Consider the following 20,554-nt stretch of genomic DNA (forward strand, 5'->3'; position numbering starts at 1 on the left):
GGAGTGAGCGGAGCTGAAACGCCCCCCTGCTCAACCCTTCCGGGAAACGGTTTGGCGCTGGCACGCCTCACCCGCCCCTTTCAGGCATGGCAACAGATGTGCAAGAAATCCGATCGGGCTGTAAAGCGGACGTTAAGGTCGGGAGCGTGTTGCGCCGTCGTTGTCGCCTTTTTGCAACAGTTGCGACATCTCGTTGCTACACTGCGCCCTGCAGGGTCATAATATTTCAAATGGATGGAGATTGCATTGCCAAACCGCGCAAAAATCCTGCTCCCCGCCGTCATTGTCGCGCTGCTCGCGCCTGCGGTGGCGGCTGCACCCGAAGCGCGCCGGCCCGAGATGTTCGATAAGCTGGTCGCCTGCCGCGCGATAACCGAGCCGACCCAGCGGCTTGCCTGCTATGACGCGCAGGTGAGCGCGCTCGACGCGGCCGAGAAGAATGACGACCTGGTGATCATGGACCGCAAACAGGTGCAGGAGACGCGCCGCTCGCTGTTCGGCTTCACGCTTCCCAAATTTTCGCTGGGCGGCAAGAAGCTGGACGAGAAGGACGACACCAACGAGATCGAATCCACCGTCCAGTCGGTGCGGCGCGCGGGCAATGGCTGGTCGTTCGTCCTGGCCAACGATGCCGGCACCTGGGAAACCAGCGATGGCATGGCGACGGCGCCCAAGATCGGCGACAAGATCCGGATCAAGAAGGCGACGATGGGCAGCTTCCTGGGATCGGTCGGCTTCAACCGCGGCGTTCGTTTCCGCCGCGTCCAGTAAAGATCAGGGCATCGGCCCGGCGAGCGGTGCCGGGTCGATGCGAGCATCGCGCCATTTCATTGCCCAGTGAAGGTGCGGGCCGGTCGCGCGCCCGGTCATCCCGATCGCGCCGACGATCTGGCCGCGCCGCACGATATCGCCTCGCCGGACGTCGATCCGCGAGAGATGGAGGAAGGCGCTGTTCAGGCCCATGCCGTGATCGATCATCAGCAGATTGCCCTCCAGGCTGAAGGGCGCATCGGCGGCGAGGATGATCACCCCGTCTGCGGGCGCCGCGACCGGTGTACCGGTCGGCCGTGCAACGTCGACCCCAGCATGGAACGCGCCGGGTTCCCCCGCATAGATACGCTGCGATCCGAACACACCACTGATCCGCCCGGTCGCAGGCCAGGCGAGCGCCTGACGCCACCCCTGCGCGCCCGTATCGGTCGCACGCGCCGTGACGATCCGGTCGAGCTCGATCTTGCGGCGGGCGAGAAATTCGGGCGTCGGCGTCGTCCCGCGCGGCAGCGTGGGGAGCGATTCGATCTTCCAGGCGTGCGGCAAGATCGACAAGGCAAGCTGGTGCCGGCTGCCATCCGCCATCGTGGCGACGAGCAAAGCGGTCGCCGGCGCATCGCGATCGAAGCCGATCAGGAAATGGCGATCGGTGGCGAAGGGCACCGGCTTGCCATCGAGACCAAGCGCCACGGTGCCCGTCGGCACGATCCCGGAGGCGAGACCGCCCTGTTCGATCCGGCCGCTGAGCGCGAAATCAGCCTTGGTGGCCATAACGGTGGCAGACGGACGGACGGGAGCGGCGGAAACCGGAGGAGGAGGTGGCGGCGCGCTGGGTGCAACGCATCCGCCAATCAGCAGGAAACCGGAAAGCGCGCCCGCCCGAAGGCGGATCAAGCGCGGCGTTCCGCGGCGGTCGCTTCCTCGGCGGAGGCATAGGCTTCCTGCCGCGCGACACTCCAATATTTCAGATTGTCGAGCGCGACAGGCGCGCCGCTGACCGCACAGACGACATGATCGCCAGGCACCAGCACGCGAAACCCGTTCGCGAGATAGTGCAGCTTGGCCTGGCGGCTGTGGGACATCAGCATCGAAAACTCCTCGGCCGCCGATATAACGACAAGGATGCGGTTAGAACAGGTCGGGTTGCGCGGGCACCGGCGCGGACGCTGCCTTTCCGCCGCGATCGGTGCGCACATCGACCGGACCGTCGGCGAAATGGAGCGTCAGCGCAGTGGCCGTGCGTGCCGCATCGGCGCTCGCCACCACGCCCCCGCCGCGCTTCTCGACACGGACATAGCCGAGCCGCAGCGGCCGATCGGGATGGAGGCTTTCGGCGAGGCGCCAGATACGGTCGAGCCGGTCGCGCCGCTCGTCGATACGGCGAGTGACCAGTTGCGGATCGAGGCGGACTGCTTCGAAACGCTCCGTGGCTCGGGCCAGCCGCTGAGCCAGCAAAGCAGGGCGAAGCGCGCCCGCCGCATGCGCCAGATCGCCGCGCGCGATCGCGATCCGCCGTTCGAGCCCGCGCCCCACCCTCTCACCAAGATCGTCGACCTGCTGGCGACGCGCATCGAGCAATTGTGCGGGCCCCGGAAGGAGCCGGGCGATCGCTTCGAACCTTTCCCCCGCACGCTCCTGATACCGCGCGAGCAGACGTCCCGCGCGCGCGCCGAGCTCGCGGATATGGTGAGCGAGATCAGCGCGCACCGGCACCGCGATCTCGGCTGCAGCGGTCGGCGTGGGCGCACGCAGATCGGCGGCGAAGTCGCACAGGGTCGTATCGGTCTCATGCCCCACGGCCGAGATCACCGGGATCGGCGATTCGGCAACCGAGCGCACGACCGCCTCTTCGTTGAAGGCCCACAGATCCTCGATCGATCCGCCACCGCGCGCGACGATGAGGAGATCGGGACGCGGGATCGGCCCGTCGGGTGCCAGCGCGCCGAAACCGCGTACTGCATTCGCCACCTGCTGCGCCGCGCCCTCCCCCTGCACCAGCACCGGCCACAGGATCACGCGGGTCGGACAGCGATCCTCAAGCCGATGGAGGATATCGCGGATCACCGCACCGGTGGGCGAGGTCACCACCCCGATCACGCGCGGCAGGAAAGGAAGCGGCCGCTTGCGCCCTTCATCGAACAATCCTTCGGCCGCCAGCGCGCGGCGGCGCTGGTCGAGCAGCGCCATCAGCGCGCCCGCGCCCGCAATTTCCATACGGTCGATCACGATCTGATATTTGGACCGGCCCGGATAGGTGGTGAGCCGCCCCGTCGCGATCACCTCGATCCCGTCCTCGGGGCGGAAACGCAGCATGTTCGCCTGCCCTTTCCAGATCACCCCGTCGATGACGGCGCCGTCATCCTTCAGCGCCAGATAACAGTGGCCCGATGCGACCCTTTTGAATCCCGAAATCTCGCCGCGCACGCGAACATGGCCAAACTGGCTTTCGACCGACCGCTTGAGCGCGCCCGACAGTTCGGACACGCTTTGCGCGGGCGCGTTGTCGCCCGGCAACTCCTCGGCTAACAGGCGGCCTTCGCCCGAACCGGGCTGCGTCGAGGGGAAGTCGTTCATGATCGTCCTGCTGCTCGGATCGGGGGGCCGCGAACATGCGCTCGCGTGGAAGCTGGCGCAATCCGAACGGCTGACCAAGCTCTTCGCCGCACCCGGCAATCCGGGGATAGAAGAGGTGGCGGAGTGTGTCGACCTCGACCCGACCCACATCGAATCGGTGCTGGCCTTCGCGCGCGACGAGAATGTCGGGCTGGTGGTGATCGGGCCGGAAGCGCCGCTGGTGGTCGGTCTCGCCGATCTGCTGCAGGCGAACGGCATCCTGTGCTTCGGCCCAACCCGGGCGGCGGCGCAGCTCGAAGGATCGAAGGGCTTTACGAAGGATCTGTGCGCGCGGGAGAACATTCCGACCGCCGCCTATAAGCGCTTCACCGACGCGACGACGGCGAAGGCGGCGCTGTCGGAGTTCGGCCTGCCGGTGGTGATCAAGGCCGATGGCCTCGCCGCGGGCAAGGGCGTGGTGATCGCCGAAACCTCGGCCGAAGCCGAGGCGGCCCTCGACGACATGTTCGCTGGCGGGTTTGGCGGTGCGGGCGCCGAAGTGGTGATCGAAGAATTCCTGACCGGCGAGGAAGCGAGCTTCTTCGCGCTGACCGATGGCATGACGGTGGTTCCGTTCGGATCGGCGCAGGATCACAAGCGCGTCGGCGATGGCGATGTCGGCCCCAATACCGGCGGCATGGGCGCCTACAGCCCCGCCCCCGTCCTGACCGCAGACCTCGAAGCGCGCGCGATGCGCGAGATCGTCGAGCCGACCGTCCGCGCGATGGCGGCGGCGGGCATGCCCTATGCCGGTGTGCTCTATGCCGGACTGATGCTGACCGCCGATGGCCCCAAGCTGATCGAATATAATGCGCGCTTCGGCGACCCCGAGTGCCAGGTGTTGATGATGCGCCTGGAGGACGATTTGCTGCCGATTCTCCTCGCGGTTGCCGAAGGCAAATTGGCCGAGGTCGCACGACCCAGCCTGTCGCCCAACACCGCACTGACCGTCGTCATGGCGGCGAACGGCTATCCCGGCACGCCGGCGAAGGGCGGGCACATCCGCCAGATCGTCGAGGCCGAGGCGAAGGGCGCCAAGATCTTCCACGCGGGCACCTATCGCGGCGCGGCCGGCCTCGTCGCCAGCGGGGGCCGCGTGCTCAACGTGACCACGATCGAAGCCGACATCGGCCGCGCCCGCGACACGGCCTATGCCGCGGTCGACGCACTCGATTTCCCGAGCGGCTTCTGCCGCCGCGACATCGGCTGGCGCGAAATGGCACGGCAGCGGAACGGTTGAGCCGCAGGGGCATTTGAGAGGAGACGGGGTGGCAACGCCCCGCCCGAAAATAGAAGGGCAAAATATGTCGAACACCACCCTCATCATCATCGCGGTCGCGGTCGTGCTGGTGATCGCCGTCATCTTCCTGCTGACCCGCAAACCTACCGCACAGGTGCCGCCCGCGTCGGTCGCAAAGCCTGCCGCCCCCGCCCCCAAGCCCGTCGAGCAGCCGCATAGCGGGATCGCCGATGGCGCCGCTGCCGCGATGCTCGATGTCGCCGGGCCGGTCGTCGGCGTCGACCTGAATCCTGATCTGCCGTCGGACGACCTGACCCGCATCAAGGGCCTGGGGCCGAAGGCGCAGGCGGTGCTCAACAGCATCGGCATCCACCGTTATTCGCAGCTAGCGGCGCTCGATCCGGCGCAGGCGGGCGAGGTCGACGGCCGGATGGGCAATTTCAAGGGCCGCATCCACCGTGACGAATGGGTCGATCAGGCACGCTTCCTGGAGCAGGACGACACCATCGGTTTCGAAGCGAAATACGGAAAGCTCGGTTAACCTCTGCGCCGCTCGGCCAAGGCGGCGGCCTTGATCGCCGCCTCGACCCCGTCCCCGACCGCCAGTTCCAGCCGATCCCATGACTTGCGGGTGATGCTGGAGAGCAACCGCGGGCCATCCTCGCCGTCGCCAAGGCTCAGCACCACCCGCATCTGCGCGGTGCGGGTATGTTCGGCGGCGACGATCCGCGCGGAAATGTGATTGAGCGCGCTATCGACAGTCTCTGTCTTCGACAGCGTAACGTCGGCCGCGCGAATCCGCAGCCGGACCAACGGATCGGCATCCCAGCGCCCCGGCACCTGGAGGAACGTCTCACCGATCCGGCAGGTGGTGATGTCGTAATCGGCGTCATAGCCGACCGGCGCAGCCTTCAGGATGACCAAAGCGTCGCCGGCACGCGCCAGGGGCAGCGACAGATCGGACAAGATCGCATTCGCCTCACCCGCCGCGATCACCGCGCCTTCATCGACCAGTACGATATTGTCGGCGAGCCGCTCGACCTCGTCGCGATCATGGCTGACGAGCAGGATCGGGAGCGGAAGGCGATCGCGCAGCTCGGCGATCATCGCGATCACATCGAGCTTCATCTCGCCATCGAGGCCGGTCAGCGGCTCGTCCATCAGCAGGAAAGCGGGGCAACCGAGCAGCGCCCGGCCGATCGCCACACGCCGCGCCTCCCCGCCGGACAACGTCCTCGGCTTGCGATCGAGCAGTGCGCGCAGGCCGAGCAGGTCGACCAGCGCATCGAACCCTATCGGCGGGATACGCCCCCCCGCCAGCCGCGCGCCATAATCGAGATTGTCGCGCACATTGAGATGCGGAAACAGCCGCCCGTCTTGAAAGATATAACCGCAACGCCGCTCCTCGATCGGGACCGCGATCCCGCCCGCGCGATCGTAGAGCGTCCGCCCGCCGACTGCGATCCGGCCCGAATCGGGCTGACCGATGCCGGCGATCATGTCCATCAGCGTCGTCTTGCCCGCACCCGACGGCCCCAGCACCGCCGTCAGCCCCGCGCCGGCGCGAAAATCGAAAGCGAAGCGCATTCCGCCCAGCACCCGGCCAATCGCAACGTCGAAGCTCATGCGGTACGCCGCTTCACGAGCCATTCGGCAAGCACCAGCGCGCCGAGCGACAGGATGATCGAAACAATCGACAGCCGCATCACCTCCGCCTCGGTCCCCGGCATCTGGAGCAGGCTGTAGATCGCGATCGGCAGGGTGCGCGTTTCCCCCGGAATGTTGGACACGAAGGTGATCGTGGCGCCGAACTCGCCCAGGCTGCGCGCGAAGCCAAGTGCAGTGCCCGCCGCGATGCCCGGCAGGACCAGCGGCAGCGTGATCGTACGGAACACATGCCAGCGCCCGCCGCCCAGGCTGCGCGCCGCATGTTCGATGCGGGGATCGAGCGCCTCGATCGACAGGCGGATCGTGCGCACCATCAACGGCAGACCCATCACCGCCGCCGCGATCGCCGCACCGGTCCAGTGGAACAGCACCGACAGCCCGAACCACTCGCGCAGCGGCGCGCCGATCGGCCCAGTCGGCAGAAAAGCTTCCAGCAGCATATAGCCGGTCACCACCGGCGGCAGCACGAGTGGCAGGTGTACCAGGCCATCGACCAGCATTTTGCCCGGAAAGTCGACGCGCGCGAGCAGCAGCGCGAGCGCGATACCAATCGGCAGGCTCGCGATCACGCCGACCACCGCCACCTGCACGGTCAGGAGGATTGCCTCCGCCCCGTCTGGCCCGATCCCAAACATATCAAGACCCGTCATAATATCGATCATGGCCTAGGCCGGAATAGCTGTCATCGCCCTAACGGACCCAAAGCGGGCAAATCACCAAAATGGCGCAGAAGCCCGGAAATCCGCCCAAGACCGGTCGCCGCACATGCGAAGAGAGAAAGCGCCCCTGGCATTATTGAAGCCAATGTCAGGAAAATTGTTGCTCTATATCAACGGTTTCGCATTTTTCTTTTGCTGCAGAGCAAAAAAATGCTTGATCCTCGTTGTTCGCAGATGCACAAAGAAGCTGCCTTTCAGGCATCCTCTCCTAAAACTTTTCAGGCCGGTCCTTCGGGATCGGCCCTTTTTTTTGTTTTTGCCCTCAGGCGCCGGGCGGAGCGCATCCGCGCTCCTTGGCTTCGCGCCAATAAGGCGCGGCGGCCGTTCGGCCTTGCGGAGCCTGCGGCTCCGACGCTGATCTGAAGGGTGGAACGAGGCGTAGCCTCGCAAGGCCGAACGGCCGCCCGAGCTTATTGCGAGGAAAGCCAAGGGCGGCGGATGCCGCCCGCCCGGCGCCTGAGGGCTAAAACAAACTAGGCAGCGCCTAGGATGAAGGCGCGCACCTGCGGGTAGATCTGATTGTCCCACTTCCTGCCCGAAAAGACGCCATAATGACCGACACCGGGCTGAAGATAATGGCGCTTCATATGCGGGCGAAGCGACGTGCACAGATCGTGCGCCGCCGCCGTCTGGCCGACCGAGCAGATATCGTCGCGCTCGCCTTCGACCGTCAGCAGCGCCGTGCAGCGAATCTTCGCGCAATCGACCCGCCGCCCACGATAGTCGAGCTCGCCCTTCGCCAGCAGCACCCGCTGGAACACGCGATCGACCGTTTCGAGATAATATTCCGCCGCCATGTCGAGCACCGCGAAATATTCGTCGTAGAATTCGCGGATCACCTCCGCCTGTTCCTCCTCGCCATCGGCGAGATGCTGGTAGAGCGCGCGCAGCTTGTCGCCATGCCGGCTGAGGTTCATCGACATGAAGGCGGTCAGCTGCAGGAAGCCCGGATAGACGCGGCGACCGGCCCCGGCATAACGCCAGGGGACGTGCGTAATCAGATTGTCCGCAAACCAATCGAGCGGCTTGGCCGTGGCGAGGTCGTTGACCGACGTGGGGTTGATCCGGACGTCGACCGGGCCGCCCATCAGCGTCAGGCTGCGCGGGGTGCAGGGATGCTTGTCCTCCGCCATCAGCGCCGTCGCCGCCAGCGCCTGCACACAGGGCTGGCACACCGCGAGCATATGCGCCCCCGGCCCCAGTTCCTCCATGAACATGATCACATGGTCGAGATATTCGTCGAACCCGAACTGGCCGGCGGTCAGCGGTATGTCGCGCGCATTCTTCCAGTCGGTAATATAGACGTCATGGTCGCGCAGCATCGTCGATACGGTATTGCGCAGGAGCGTTGCGAAGTGGCCCGAAAGTGCGGCAACGATCAGCACCTTGGGTTGTTCGGCCATCGTCTCGCCACCCTTCACGAAGCGGACGAGGTTGCCGAAGGGGGTCGATCGCAAGACCTCCTCGCGCACCGGCACCTCGCGATTGCCCGACAGCACCGATGTGATCTTGTAGGACGGCCGATCATGCGTCAGCCGGGTGTTGGCGGCCATATCGAGCGCGGCGAACCAGCTGCGCGCCAGCGGCGCCTCCGCCCAGTCGCCGAGCGCAGGCCGCGTGGCCAGACCGGCCGACGCGAACATGCGCATCGGCTCCATGATGTCGCTCAGGCCCTGATAGAATTGATACAGCATCGAACGAACGCGCCCCCGCCTCCGATCCTGTCCAGCCGCATCAAGAGACTCGCAACGGGATCGGAATGTGCATAATCCATTATATGCTGCAGTGCGCCATAAATGTTTGCTAGGACGTGGCGGGACGGTACGACAAGCTGGGCACGAAGGGAGAGGGCGATGGCGAACGCGGTCCTGACCATATCGAGCAAGAATTATTCATCCTGGTCGCTGCGTGGCTGGCTGCTGTGCAAACTTGCCGGTCTCGACGTGACCGAGGAACGCGTTCCGATCGACGCCCCCGGCCAGCGCGCCGAGCTGCTCCTGCTGTCGCCGTCGGTGCTGGTGCCGCGGCTGACGCATGACGATGTGAGCGTGTGGGACACGCTCGCCATCGCCGAATATCTGAACGAATGCTTCCCCGAAGCCGGGCTCTATCCAGCCGACGCGAAAGTCCGCGCGCATTGTCGCAGCATATCGGGCGAGATTCATTCGGGTTTCCACAATCTACGTTCGGCGCTTCCGATGAACCTGAAGGCGCGCAACGACAGTTTCCGCCTGTTCGCCGGCGCGAAACCCGACATCGATCGGATCCAGGCGATCTGGCGCGAATGCCTGTCGGCTTATGGCGGCCCGTGGTTGTTCGGGGACAAGCCGACCGTCGCCGATGCGATGTTCGCCCCCGTCGCGACCCGCTTCCAAACCTACGCCATACCGCTCGACGCGCAGAGCCGCGCCTATAGCGCGACCGTGCTCGGCTGGGACTTCGTCAAGGCATGGACCGCCGCCGCGATTGCGGAGCCCGAGGAAATGGAAGAGCTCGACGCGGAATTCTAGGATTTCTCTTCGGGCATGAGTGGCACGAGGCCGGAAGCGAAGGCCATCCGCACCGCTTCCGCCACGCTGCGTACGCCGAGCTTTTCCATCAGGTGCGCGCGATAAATCTCCACGGTGCGCGGGCTGATATCGAGCTGATAGGCGATGACCTTGTTGGCGCGGCCTTCGACCAGCCCCATCAACACGTCGCGTTCGCGCGGCGTGAGTTTTTCGATCTGCTCGCGCGACGCGCGCGCAACGCGCTCCATGCGTTCACGATCCTCGATCCGAGCGAAAGCGGTTTCGATCGCGGTGGTCAGGGTTTCCGCGCTTGAAGGTTTCTCCAGGAAGTCGCTGGCGCCCGCCTTCATCGCTTCGACCGCGCGGGAAATGTCCCCGAAGCCAGTGAGCACGATCGTTTCGAACCGTCCGTCGAGCAAGCGGACCTCACGCAGGACGTCGAGTCCGTTCATGCCGGGCAGCGCGAGATCGAGCAGCAGGCAACCCGACGGCAGCATCGCCAACTTGGCGATGAACGCCTCGCCCGACGCGAAGCTCACCACTTCGACATCGAGCCGGGTCTTGACGACCATCGCCACCGAGGCGCTGAACCCTTCGTCATCATCGACCAGATAGATGCATCGCGTCATCAGGCGGCTCCCCCGACAGGCCCTGCGACCGGCAATGTGAACTGGAAAATGCTGCCGCCGCCATCGGCAGGCACGACGGATAAGGTACCGCCATGCGCTTCCACGATCCGGCGCGAGATCGACAGGCCAAACCCCATCCCCTCCCGCTTCGTGGTGGCAAAGGGGCGAAACAGCTGTTCGTACATGGCCGGATCGATACCCGGACCATGATCCCGCACGGAAAGGACCAGCATGGCATCGTCACGCATAGTTGAAGAAACTATCAGGTCGCGACCCATCCCGCCATCCGCCGCCATCGCGTCCGCCCCGTTGCGGATAAGATTGACCAGCACCTGCTGAATCTGAAGGCGATCGCACATCACTTTGCGGCTGCTCGCCTCGAACGCATAGCGGATGCGGATGTCGCGCGATCCACGGTTGATCATCGCGAGTGCGGTCGCCTCTTCCGCCAGCGCGACGATGGGCTCGGGCCGCATGTCGATTTCGCCACGGGTGATGAACGCACGCAGCCGGCGGATGATCTCGCCGGCCCGGCTGGCCTGTTCGCTCGCGTGGCGGATCGCCTCGATCGCGGGCTGGTGCCGTTCATCCTCTCCCAACATGATGTCGGCGGCGCCCAGAAAGTTGACGATCGCCGCCAGAGGCTGGTTGATCTCATGCGCGAGGGCCGCCGCCAGTTCACCCATCATCCCAGCTCGCGAAACCTGATCGAGCTGCGATCGGAGCCGCACCAACCGGCCTTCGGCCTCGATCGCGGGTCGCATGTCGCGGCCGGAGATTACGAACATGCAGCGATCGTCGACGATCGTCTCGCTGACGGTGGCAAGAACGGGGACTTCTTCGCCATCGAACCGGCGGAAGGTGATGCGGCCCGGCCACCGGCGGCTGTCGTCGACCAGCTCGGCCATGGACCGAGCCTTGCTGCTTCCGTCCGCCGGCCGGGCACCGATGCTGAGTATCTCGATGCCGATCAGCCCACCTGGTTCACAACCGTAAAGCACATCTGCGGCGGCACTCGCCGAACGGATCACGCCATGCTCATCGCACACCACCAGCGCGTCGGGCATCGTCGCCAGGATCGCGCGCATCTCCGCCTCCGCCGCGCGCAACGCATGCTCACGCGCGATGCGGTCGGTGACGTCGAGATAGGTGCCGATCACCCGGAGCGCCTTCCCGTCGTCATCATAGATGATCCGCGCCCAGCTTTCGGCGTGGCGGGTGAGGCCGTCTTCGTCATCAAACGGCATTTCGAAATGAACCCGAACCTGCCGCTGGTCGATCGCGAGACCCAACGTGTCGGCCACGCGGTTGCTGAGACCACGCGGGTTGTCCTCGCGGCCCAGACTGCCGTGAAACAGCGCCTGATCGCCCGTCGACCAGCGTAGCCGCTCCGCAACCAGATCATATTCGTAAATGAATATCCCCTGCACCGCGACGGCAGTGGCGAGCCGGGCCTCGGTGATCGCGATCGCCTGATCACGCAGCCGCACTGCGGATTCGGCGGCACGGCGTGCCGTGATGTCCGTCAGCGCGATGACGGTGGTCGCCGATTGCCCCGGCATCGTCACCGCCCGGGCCTGCCCAAAGATCACCAGTTCATGCCCGTCACGGTGCAGTTCGACGCGTTCGACTTCGACGCCGTCCTCGTTCGATATGGATATGCTGGCGAGAAGTTCGTCGCGCCGCCGGCCGATAGCCTCCTTCGCGGTCCATCCGTAAATCTCGGTACAGCCATGCGACCAGTATCGGATGATTCCGTCCTGACCGACGACCATCACGGGTGCGAGATCGATCGTATCAACCAAAGCATCGCGCTCGGCACGGTTTCGGGCGGACCGCTCGGCCGCACGGCCGACGATCGCGGTCGCGATCGCGACGTTGAGCACGACGACAGCCGCATCGATCATCGCGGGATGCAGATGCGCCATCTGCGCTGCGGCGTGGAGCAGTATCTGGGCAACCGCGACCGCGATGATGATCCCGGGCAGATGCCAGCCCTCGATCGCCGCCGTATCGGCATCGATCGCGAAATAACCGGGCCAGCCGTCGCCATGCCGCCAGATCAGGATCGCCCCGGCCAGCGTCGCGAAGATCAGCGCGCCCGGCGCCGCAAGCAACAGGGTTCGCGGCCCCAACTCGCTCAGTTCGATGCCGATGACATGTCCGATGACGACCGTGGCGGAAAACAGAAGCACGATCGTCGCCAGCACCACGGCGACCTTCGCCGGCCAGCCGCCCCGGCCGCTATCGGGCCATGATGCCGCTGCGAGCATCAGCAGGATCAGTATTGCCGCGATCCTGGTCGTCGCCAGTCGCGGGGGATCGGGCGAAGGCAGAAACGCGTTCACACTCCGGTCGATCATGCCGTCGATATTCAAGATCGGCGCGATCGTCGGCAGGCAGGCGAGCAGCACGCCGACGACGATCAGGATTCGCGAAGCCCGCGGCGCGTCGAAAAGACGGGCGATAAGACCAACCGCCAGCGCAATCGCGGATGCGGCAACGACCGGCGGCGTCGCGAGACGGCTCAGCCCGAGGGTCGCAACACGGGGCTCGCCCGCGACCCACCCGACGAGCACGGCCCCGCCGAGCAGCACGCATGTGCCGCTGGCCACTGCCGACAGGCGCGCCGCCATGCGGCGACGACCCGGATTCTGAGACCCGCTGCCCGTCTCCCCCTCCAACAGGCCATTGTCGTTATCGGAAGTGTAACACCGAGCACAGAAGCGGGGAAGCCGGATAATCTTATGAAAAGCTTCGGATTTTTCTGCCCGTCTAACGAGACTTCGCTATTGCGACGATGCTTTCTGCTTCAGCGAGATGGAGCCGCTCCACCATCTCGCCTCCGACCCGGATCGCGCCCTTGCCGGCATTTTCCGGGTCGGCGAAGCCTGCGATCGCGGCTTTGGCCCATGCCACCTCCTCCTCGGACGGACCGAACAGGCGGTTGGCTGGCTCGACCTGCTTGGGGTGGATCAGGCTCTTGCCGTCGAAGCCGAAGATCTTTGCCTGGCGGCACTGCGCCTCCAGTCCGTCCTGATCGTCGAGAACATTATAGACGCCATCGATGATGCCGACGCCATGGCCTTTCGCCGCCGCGACGGCGAGCCCCATCATGCCGAGGAAGGGCGCGCGATCGACCGTCAGCTTGGCGCCCATTTCCTTGGCGAGATCGTTCGTGCCGAGCACGAAGCATGCCGAGCGCGCCGCCGACGCTTCCGCAATTGTATCGAGCCGGAAGATCGCGCGGGTCGTCTCGATCATCGACCAGAAGCCCATTTCCGGCGCGGACGACAGCGCGGCATGATAGCGGCCGACCTCTTCGGCGCTCGACACCTTCGGTGCCAGTACCGCGTCGGCACCGGAGCCCGCCGCGGCCGCCAGATCGTCGGCGCCCCAAGGGGTATCGAGCGCATTGACGCGGATCACGAGTTCGCGGGGTCCGAAGCCGCCGGCCTTCACCGCGGCGACGGCATTGGCGCGTGCCTCGACCTTCATGTCGGGCGCCACCGCATCTTCGAGGTCGAGGATCACAACGTCGCAATCGAGGCTTTTCGCCTTTTCGATCGCGCGCAGGTTCGACGCGGGCATGTAGAGCGCGCTGCGGCGCGGGCGGATGGTCATCGGGCGGCTCCTATCAGGTCGCCGCCCGCATAACCCAAAATCTCGTCATTGCGAGGAGCCAATGGCGACGAAGCAATCCACTCCAGCGTCGGAATGGACTGCTTCTTTATGCTCGCAATGACGAATGAGACGAGACAGCCGCCGTCTTAGTGGACGAAGCGCGCGACGACCTCACGGTAAGAGCGGCTCACCTTCACCTGCGCGCCGGAATCGAGGACGAGGAAGCATTCGCCGTTGGTGTGCGGCTTCACCTGCTTGACCAGATCGAGATTGACGATGGTCGAGCGGTGGACGCGCTGGAAGCGGCGCGGATCGAGCCGCTTTTCCAGATCTTTCATCGTTTCGCGCAGGATCAGCGTGTTATCGCCGGTGTAGATGCACATATAGTCGCCGGCGGCATCGATCCGCTCAATCGTGTCGACATCGACGCGGAAGATCTTGCCGCGATCCTTGATGTTGATCAGCTTTTCGAAGCGGTTGGCGGCAGGCGCGTCGGCATCACTGTCGGCGGCCAGGGTTTCGGCGGCTTCGGGCGCGACCTCGGCCAGCACTTCCTTGAGACGACCCGCCTCCTCATGCCCCTTCTTCTCGGCGAGGCGCTGGCGAACGCGATCGAGCGTATCGGCCAGTCGCTGCTCGTCGACCGGCTTGAGCAGATAATCCATCGCCTGCGCTTCGAATGCGCGGATCGCGTGATCCTGATAGGCGGTCACGAAAACGAAGAGCGGGGGTTCGACCTCCATCAGGCCCTGGATCACCGAAAAACCGTCGAAGCCCGGCATCTGGATGTCGAGAAAGACGAGATCGGGCTTGTGGGTCTTGATCGCCCGGATCGCCTCGCGGCCATTCAGGCAGGTTTCGATGATTTCGACATCCTCGTGTGGTTGAAGCCTGAGTTGCAGGCCCTGGATGGCCAGCGGCTCGTCATCGACGAGAATGGTTCTGATCGTCATGCAACGTCCCTAAGCTGTTCGCGCGTCTGGAGGGGAATGTCGATGAGGACACCGAACCCCTTCTCCCGATCGGTTTGGACCTCAAAACGATGGTCCGCACCATAAGCCTGCGCCAGTCTGTCGCGAATGTTCGCCAGTCCGACGCCGGTGGAATAGCTGGGTCTGGCGTTGAGATCGTTCAAGCCCGGCCCAGTATCACTGACCGTAACGATCAGCCTGCGTTCGGGTTCATTTCCTGCCACACGCGCCTCGACATTGATGTCGGCGCCTTCCTCCATCGGGGTCACCGCATATTTGATCGCATTCTCGACAAGCGGCTGGAGGAGCAGCGAGGGGAGCCGCGCCTCGGCCGCTGCGGGATCGACCTCGAAGTTCGCACGAAGCCGATCCTCGAAACGCATCTTTTCGATATCGAGATAGAGTTTCAGCGTCTCGACCTCCTGCGCGAGGGTGACGGTGCCCGACGGTTCGTTGGCCAGCGTATAACGCAGGAAGGAACTGAGGCGTGACAACATCGTGTTGGCGCGCTGGGTTTCCTTCAGCAACACCAGGGTCGAGATCGAATTGAGCGTGTTGAACAGGAAGTGCGGATTGAGCTGGTACCGCAACATGGCGAGTTGCGCGGTCGACGCCTGGCTTTCCAGCCGCTCAACCCGATCCGATTGCGCTTCCAGCAGCAGATAGAAATTGATGCCGTAATAGAGCGCCGACCATGCCGCGAGCAGCGCGAAATCGAGCAGGATCGCCCCGAAGAACTGCACGCCTTCCGGCATTTCGCGCGGGCGATAGAAGGTCGCATGCGCCCAGGTTTCGATCGACGAGAACATCGCCGAGGCAAAAATCAGCAAGACGATCGAAAAGCCCCAGGTGACGATCGGCTTCTGGCGGATAAGCCGCCTGTAGGCCGACGCCATGAGCAGGGTCAGCGAATAGCCGGTCGCCGTGGTCAGCGCGGTCGGCACGATGAACAACAGGCCCATATTGTTCGCGATGCCACCGAGCGTCCGGAGCACGAAATAGCCGGTCCATCCCGCCGACTGGAGCGTCCAGAACGCCTTGTTCTTATCGGCGAAGAAGGGCCGCTTGCTGGGAGTGAGGAGCGACATCGGATCGTTACTTAGCCCAAGCGATCGCGGCTGTCAGCCAAGGGCTGCCTTCAACTTGTCTCGGTCGAGCGCGCCTTCCCACCGCGCCACCACGATCGTGGCCACCGCATTGCCGACGAAATTGGTGAGACTGCGGCATTCGGACATGAAACGATCGACCCCCAGGATCAGCGCCATGCCCGCCACCGGCACCGACGGCACGATCGAAAGCGTCGCGGCGAGCGTTATGAAGCCCGCCCCGGTGACGCCGGCGGCGCCCTTCGATGAGATCATCGCGACCAGCAGCAGGCTGATCTGCTGCCCCAGCGTCAGATCGACGTCGCACGCCTGCGCGATGAAGAGGGCCGCGAGCGTCATGTAGATGTTGGTGCCGTCGAGGTTGAACGAATAGCCGGTCGGCACGACCAGCCCGACGATCGGCTTCGACGCGCCCGCGCGCTCCATCTTCTCGATCAGCAGCGGCAACGCGCTTTCGGACGAGGAGGTGCCGAGCACCAGCAGCAGCTCGTCCTTCAGATAGGCGATCAGCTTGAGGATCGAGAAGCCCGAAGCGGCGGCGACCGCCCCCAGGATCACGATCACGAAGAAGAGCGAGGTCAGGTAGAAACAGGCGACCAGACCGCCGAGATTGACGAGTGTCCCCAGCCCGAACTTGCCAATCGTGAACGCCATCGCACCGAACGCACCGATCGGCGCCGCCTTCATCAGGATCGCGACGAGCCGGAACACCACCTGCGCCAGCCGTTCGAACAGATCGAGGATCGGTTGACCTGCCTCCCCCGACAGCGACAGCGCGATCCCGAACAGAATCGCAATGAACAGCACCTGCAGGATATCGCCGTCGGCCAGGGCGGACACGAGCGTGGTCGGGATGATCCCGGTCAGGAAGCCGACCATGGTCTGATCGTGCGCCTTGGCGGCATAATCGGCGACGTGGGATGCATCGAGGCTGGCCGGCGCGATGTGGAGCCCGGCGCCCGGCTGGACGAGATTGGCGACGACGAGGCCGACGATCAGCGCCAGCGTCGACATCACCAGGAAATAGCCGAAGGTCTTCCCCGCGACCCGGCCGAGATCACCCAGATGCCCGAGCCCGGCGATACCGGTGACGACCGTCAGAAAGATCACCGGGGCGATGATCATCTTCACCAGCTTGATGAAGGCATCGCCGAGCGGCTTCAGGCTGGAGCCTATATCGGGCGCGAAATGGCCGAGGGCGATGCCCAAGGCGATCGCCACCAGCACCTGCGCATAAAGCGAGCGGTAGAAGGGCGGCCGCTCGGGCGGCGGAGTATCGGTGTCGATTTTCATGGCTGCTTGATGGCTCGCGGTCCCGCGCCTGTCTAGCGAACTGCGTAACGCAGCGCGAACCAGAGCGTGCGGGGCGTCGCGCGCTCGATCGTGCCGTCGGTCGCCCGGGTCGCCTCGACGCGCGCATTGCCGAGATTCTCGGCACGCAGTTCGGCGGTGAAGCCGCGCCCGATGGGCACGCCCACCACCGCGTCGACCGTTACCGCATCGTCGAGCGTCAGACGGTTGAGATCGTCCTCGAACTGTTTGCCGACATACCGGACCGTCGTCGCCGCACGCAAATCACCACGCCGCCATTCGAGCGTCGCGCTCGCCTGATCGCGCGGAGTCTGGGCGGGGCGTAGGCCGGCAAGCGGGGCCGCCGCGCCGTTCGAGCGCACCTTGGCGGCAGTATGCGACCAGCTGAGGATGCCGCGCCACTCGCGCCAGCTCGCCTCAGCATCCAGCTCGATCCCGCGCGACCGGATCGCACTGAGATTCTGCCGCTGGCGCGTGTTCGCCGCGACGGTGACATTGGCGATCGCATCCTCGAGCCGATTGTCGAAGACGGTCACGCCCATCCGCCAGCCGGGCAGCGGGTGGAAATCGAACCCGCCGTCGATGCCCCGCACCCGTTCGGGATTGAGCGCGGCATTGGCAAGCGTGCTGTCGCTCGCGGTGCGGAAGGGGCGATAAAGTTCGTTGAGGGTCGGCAGGCGCCAGCCGGTATAGGCCGCCGCGCGCACCGTTAGCGCGCCCAGTGGCGACCAAGCGATGCCGCCGCGCGCGGTCGTCTCGTCGCCCGATCGATCGGCAAACGTGCGCGCATTCGCGGTCGCGAGACCGGTCGTGCGCGAAAACTCGCTGATATAACCATGGTCGATCGACCAGTGATCGATCCGGCCACTTGCGGTCAGCACCAGCTTGGGATCGGCCTCGAAGCTTGCTTCGGCGAACGCACCCAGCACGTCCTGCCGCCCGCCCGCACGCCGATCGACGCTGGTCGAAAAGACTGTCTCTTGCGTCCGCCCGGTGACCCGCCGCGCGTCGCCGCCCAGCCGCAGCGTCACCCGGTCGCCCAGTGGCGGGCGGATTTCGAAGCGCCCGCCCACGCCGGTTGCCGGCACGCGATATTGGTCGAGCGAGCGGTTGACCGCCGTGCGGGTCGCGTTGGCGGCGGCAAAACCGCTGGAGAACTGGCGTAGCTGGAGCCAGCTCGCCGCCTCCCACCCCCAGTCGCCATGCCCCACGAGCCGCAGGCTGCTGTCGACCGCGACATTGCCGTTGCCGGTGAACGGAAGGCCGCGATCGCGGCGGTCGACGAGCAGGCTGCCATTTGCCTGCAACTCGGTCGCCTCGCCCAGCGGCATCACCGCCCGAGCCGACGCGCGACTCTGCCGATAACGAGCCGCCCGATCGATCGCGCCGCGCTGCTCCTCGACGATCGGCACGAAGCCGTCGCCCTGCGCATGCCCTGCCGAGAGGATCGCATAACCACCGCCAAGCTTCGCGCCGACAGTCACGTCGGCATCGATCGACTCGCGGCTGCCATAAGCGATCGAGGCGTTGACCGAACCGATCTGGTCGGGCGTCGCGCTGGTCAGTTCAATCGTGCCGGCAAGCGCGCCCGGCCCCAATGCTCCGGTACCGCCGCCACGCGTCACGCGGATATGCCCGATCCGCGCGGGATCGAGCGCCGCCCAACCAATCCAGCCCCCGAAGGGATCGACCATCGGCACGCCATCGAGCAGCACCAGCGCGCGCGTCGAGGCATTGCCGCCGAGGCCACGCAGGGTCGCGCCCTGACTCGTCGGGTGTGCCGAGCGCGAGTCCGATCGGCGGAACTGCTGGAAGCCCGCGGCATCGCGCAGCAGATCCTCCATCCGCCCGCTCGCGCTCGTTTCGATCCGGCTGCGATCGATCGAGACGACGTCATAGGCCGCGTCGCCCTTGGTGCTCCCGAGCCCCTGCCCGGTCACGATGATTTCCTGCGCGGCGAGCAGTGCCGCCAAAGTGGCGCTCATGCTTTGGCCCTCAACAACGTCAACATCGCCTTGCCATGAACCCGTTCGACGACCGCCTCGAACCCGGGAATCGTGACGGCTTCGCCCTTGGCGGTCTCCACGCTCACCCAACCGCCCGGCGCGATGCCGACCTTGGGCAACACCTTCTGCGCAAGGCCGCTGCCATAAGGCGGATCGATCAGGACAAGGTCGTAGGATCCGCCGACGAAGCTCTCCGCCGCGATAGCGCGCACTTCGGCCTCGGCGCCCATCTTGGCGATATTGGTTCGCAGCGCATCGACGGCGGCGCGATCGCGCTCGACGAAGGTGCAGTGCGCGGCCCCTCGCGACAATGCCTCAAGGCCGAGCGCCCCCGTGCCCGCGCAAATGTCCGCGACCTTAAGCCCTTCGAGACTCCCGAGCCGGCTTGTGAGCATCGAGAACAACGCTTCGCGCGTCCTGTCCGACGTCGGACGAGTCGCCGCCCCTTCGGGCGCGACCAGCGCCCGGCCACGCCATAGCCCTGCGATGATCCTCATTTATCGAGCGTCTTCCGGAAGGTGACCAGATCATGCTGCCGGATCTCGACGACCTCACCCACCGGCAGATCGGCCAGCGGGAACGGGCCGTAGGCGGTGCGGATCAGCCGCGAAACCTGAAGGCCGAGATGTTCGAGCACGCGCCGAACCTCGCGATTCTTGCCTTCCTTCAACTTCATCTCGATCCAGGTGTTCGCGCCCGTCCGCCGCTCCAGATTGGCGTCGATCGATCCATAGCGGACGCCTTCGATCTCGATCCCTTCGATCAGATCCTCGAGCTGCTCCTGCGTGATGTTGCCGAAGGCACGCGCACGATAGCTGCGCTCGACCCCGGTCGAGGGCAGTTCGAGCTGGCGCTTGAACTCGCCATCGGTGGTGAGCAGCAATAACCCCTCGGTGTTCAGATCGAGCCGTCCGACCGGCATCACCCGCGGCAGACCGGCAGGCAGCTTGTCGTAGATGGTCGGCCGCCCCTTGGGATCGCGCTCGGCGGTCAGCAACCCGGCAGGCTTGTGATAGAGGAACAGGCGGGTCGGCGTGGGCGCCTGCACCGGCTTGCCGTCGACCGTGACGCCATTGAGCGAGGTCAGCAACGTCGCGGGCGTGTCGATCGCGACCCCGTTGATCGCGACGCGTCCTTCGACGATCATCCGCTCGATCTCCCGACGCGAGGCGACGCCGGCGCGGGCGAGGATCTTGGCAATACGCTGCGGCTCTTTCGATCCCTGGGCGGCAGCGGCGGCACGCGCGGGATGCGGGTTGTTCGTGGCGGCGGCTTTGATGCCACGCGCCTGCCGGCGCCCCAACTTCGGAGGCGGGAGCGAACGGGTCGACGAGGTCGGGGGCTTGGCTGGCGGTCTGGGGGGCATGGCGCCCTTTAACCGCTGCG

19 protein-coding genes are annotated in these 20,554 nt (G+C 65.4%); 4 read left to right on the plus strand and 15 right to left on the minus strand.

All coding sequences use genetic code 11. The features are described 5' to 3' along the window. Nucleotides 1-246 precede the first annotated feature (246 nt). Entirely contained in the window at nt 247-771 is a 525-nt protein-coding gene (locus tag FYJ91_RS15115) for a hypothetical protein (RefSeq protein ID WP_246152642.1), read from the plus strand. Between the two features lie 3 nt (nt 772-774). Here the strand turns inward: FYJ91_RS15115 and FYJ91_RS15120 are convergent, their stop codons facing one another. From FYJ91_RS15120 to xseA, 3 genes are all read right to left on the minus strand, one after another. Continuing rightward, nucleotides 775-1,542 carry a M23 family metallopeptidase gene (locus FYJ91_RS15120; protein ID WP_149523082.1) on the minus strand — a complete coding sequence of 256 codons (768 nt, stop codon included), beginning with the start codon at nt 1,540-1,542 and terminating at the stop codon, nt 775-777. Nucleotides 1,543-1,661: 119 nt separating this feature from the next. Further along, nucleotides 1,662-1,859 (minus strand): DUF2093 domain-containing protein, encoded by a 198-nt coding sequence (locus tag FYJ91_RS15125; protein WP_149523083.1) that lies wholly within the window; start codon nt 1,857-1,859, stop codon nt 1,662-1,664. Nucleotides 1,860-1,899: 40 nt separating this feature from the next. Further along, on the minus strand, nt 1,900-3,345 hold the full coding sequence (gene xseA, locus FYJ91_RS15130; RefSeq protein WP_149523084.1) for an exodeoxyribonuclease VII large subunit: 1,446 nt from the start codon (nt 3,343-3,345) through the stop codon (nt 1,900-1,902). Here xseA and purD point away from each other — a divergent pair. Then, nucleotides 3,344-4,624, plus strand: a complete 1,281-nt coding sequence (gene purD / locus FYJ91_RS15135; protein ID WP_149523085.1) for a phosphoribosylamine--glycine ligase — start codon at nt 3,344-3,346, stop codon at nt 4,622-4,624. The genes xseA and purD overlap by 2 nt on opposite strands. A gap of 64 nt (nt 4,625-4,688) precedes the next feature. Further along, nucleotides 4,689-5,165 (plus strand): hypothetical protein, encoded by a 477-nt coding sequence (locus tag FYJ91_RS15140; protein ID WP_149523086.1) that lies wholly within the window; start codon nt 4,689-4,691, stop codon nt 5,163-5,165. Here FYJ91_RS15140 and modC read toward each other — a convergent pair. From modC to FYJ91_RS15155, 3 genes are all read right to left on the minus strand, one after another. Then, nucleotides 5,162-6,250 (minus strand): molybdenum ABC transporter ATP-binding protein, encoded by a 1,089-nt coding sequence (gene modC, locus FYJ91_RS15145; RefSeq protein ID WP_181008527.1) that lies wholly within the window; start codon nt 6,248-6,250, stop codon nt 5,162-5,164. The two genes, FYJ91_RS15140 and modC, sit on opposite strands and share 4 nt — an antisense overlap. Next, nucleotides 6,247-6,942 carry a molybdate ABC transporter permease subunit gene (modB, locus tag FYJ91_RS15150; RefSeq protein ID WP_246152643.1) on the minus strand — a complete coding sequence of 232 codons (696 nt, stop codon included), beginning with the start codon at nt 6,940-6,942 and terminating at the stop codon, nt 6,247-6,249. Before modB ends, modC begins: the two co-directional genes overlap by 4 nt. A 542-nt stretch (nt 6,943-7,484) precedes the next feature. Beyond that, nucleotides 7,485-8,705: a polyhydroxyalkanoate depolymerase gene (locus FYJ91_RS15155; RefSeq protein WP_149523088.1), complete on the minus strand. Its 1,221-nt coding sequence runs from the start codon at nt 8,703-8,705 to the stop codon at nt 7,485-7,487. A gap of 159 nt (nt 8,706-8,864) precedes the next feature. Between FYJ91_RS15155 and FYJ91_RS15160 the strand changes: the two genes are divergently transcribed. Continuing rightward, entirely contained in the window at nt 8,865-9,521 is a 657-nt protein-coding gene (locus FYJ91_RS15160) for a glutathione S-transferase (protein WP_149523089.1), read from the plus strand. On the opposite strand, the gene FYJ91_RS15165 is transcribed toward FYJ91_RS15160, so the two are convergent. From FYJ91_RS15165 to FYJ91_RS15205, 9 genes are all read right to left on the minus strand, one after another. Next, nucleotides 9,518-10,150 carry a response regulator transcription factor gene (locus tag FYJ91_RS15165; protein WP_181008528.1) on the minus strand — a complete coding sequence of 211 codons (633 nt, stop codon included), beginning with the start codon at nt 10,148-10,150 and terminating at the stop codon, nt 9,518-9,520. The genes FYJ91_RS15160 and FYJ91_RS15165 overlap by 4 nt on opposite strands. Then, complete coding sequence (locus FYJ91_RS15170; RefSeq protein ID WP_149523091.1) at nt 10,150-12,786, minus strand: PAS domain-containing sensor histidine kinase; 2,637 nt, start codon at nt 12,784-12,786, stop codon at nt 10,150-10,152. Before FYJ91_RS15170 ends, FYJ91_RS15165 begins: the two co-directional genes overlap by 1 nt. Nucleotides 12,787-12,925: 139 nt before the next feature. Further along, nucleotides 12,926-13,774, minus strand: coding sequence for an HpcH/HpaI aldolase/citrate lyase family protein (locus FYJ91_RS15175; protein ID WP_149523092.1), 849 nt, complete (start codon nt 13,772-13,774; stop codon nt 12,926-12,928). 146 nt (nt 13,775-13,920) lie between these two features. Beyond that, on the minus strand, nt 13,921-14,727 hold the full coding sequence (locus tag FYJ91_RS15180; RefSeq protein WP_149523093.1) for a LytR/AlgR family response regulator transcription factor: 807 nt from the start codon (nt 14,725-14,727) through the stop codon (nt 13,921-13,923). Beyond that, entirely contained in the window at nt 14,724-15,833 is a 1,110-nt protein-coding gene (locus tag FYJ91_RS15185) for a sensor histidine kinase (protein WP_149523094.1), read from the minus strand. The genes FYJ91_RS15180 and FYJ91_RS15185 overlap by 4 nt, the downstream gene beginning before the upstream one ends. Nucleotides 15,834-15,866: 33 nt before the next feature. After that, nucleotides 15,867-17,144, minus strand: coding sequence for a dicarboxylate/amino acid:cation symporter (locus FYJ91_RS15190; protein ID WP_149523095.1), 1,278 nt, complete (start codon nt 17,142-17,144; stop codon nt 15,867-15,869). 32 nt (nt 17,145-17,176) lie between these two features. Continuing rightward, nucleotides 17,177-19,147: a TonB-dependent receptor gene (locus FYJ91_RS15195; RefSeq protein ID WP_149523096.1), complete on the minus strand. Its 1,971-nt coding sequence runs from the start codon at nt 19,145-19,147 to the stop codon at nt 17,177-17,179. Continuing rightward, nucleotides 19,144-19,665 (minus strand): 16S rRNA (guanine(966)-N(2))-methyltransferase RsmD, encoded by a 522-nt coding sequence (rsmD, locus tag FYJ91_RS15200; RefSeq protein WP_149523097.1) that lies wholly within the window; start codon nt 19,663-19,665, stop codon nt 19,144-19,146. The genes FYJ91_RS15195 and rsmD overlap by 4 nt, the downstream gene beginning before the upstream one ends. Continuing rightward, nucleotides 19,662-20,534: a pseudouridine synthase gene (locus FYJ91_RS15205; protein ID WP_219822604.1), complete on the minus strand. Its 873-nt coding sequence runs from the start codon at nt 20,532-20,534 to the stop codon at nt 19,662-19,664. The genes rsmD and FYJ91_RS15205 overlap by 4 nt, the downstream gene beginning before the upstream one ends. Between the last annotated feature and the right edge of the window lie 20 nt (nt 20,535-20,554).

Source organism: Sphingomonas montanisoli (assembly GCF_008274695.1).
Taxonomy (GTDB): domain Bacteria; phylum Pseudomonadota; class Alphaproteobacteria; order Sphingomonadales; family Sphingomonadaceae; genus Rhizorhabdus; species Rhizorhabdus montanisoli.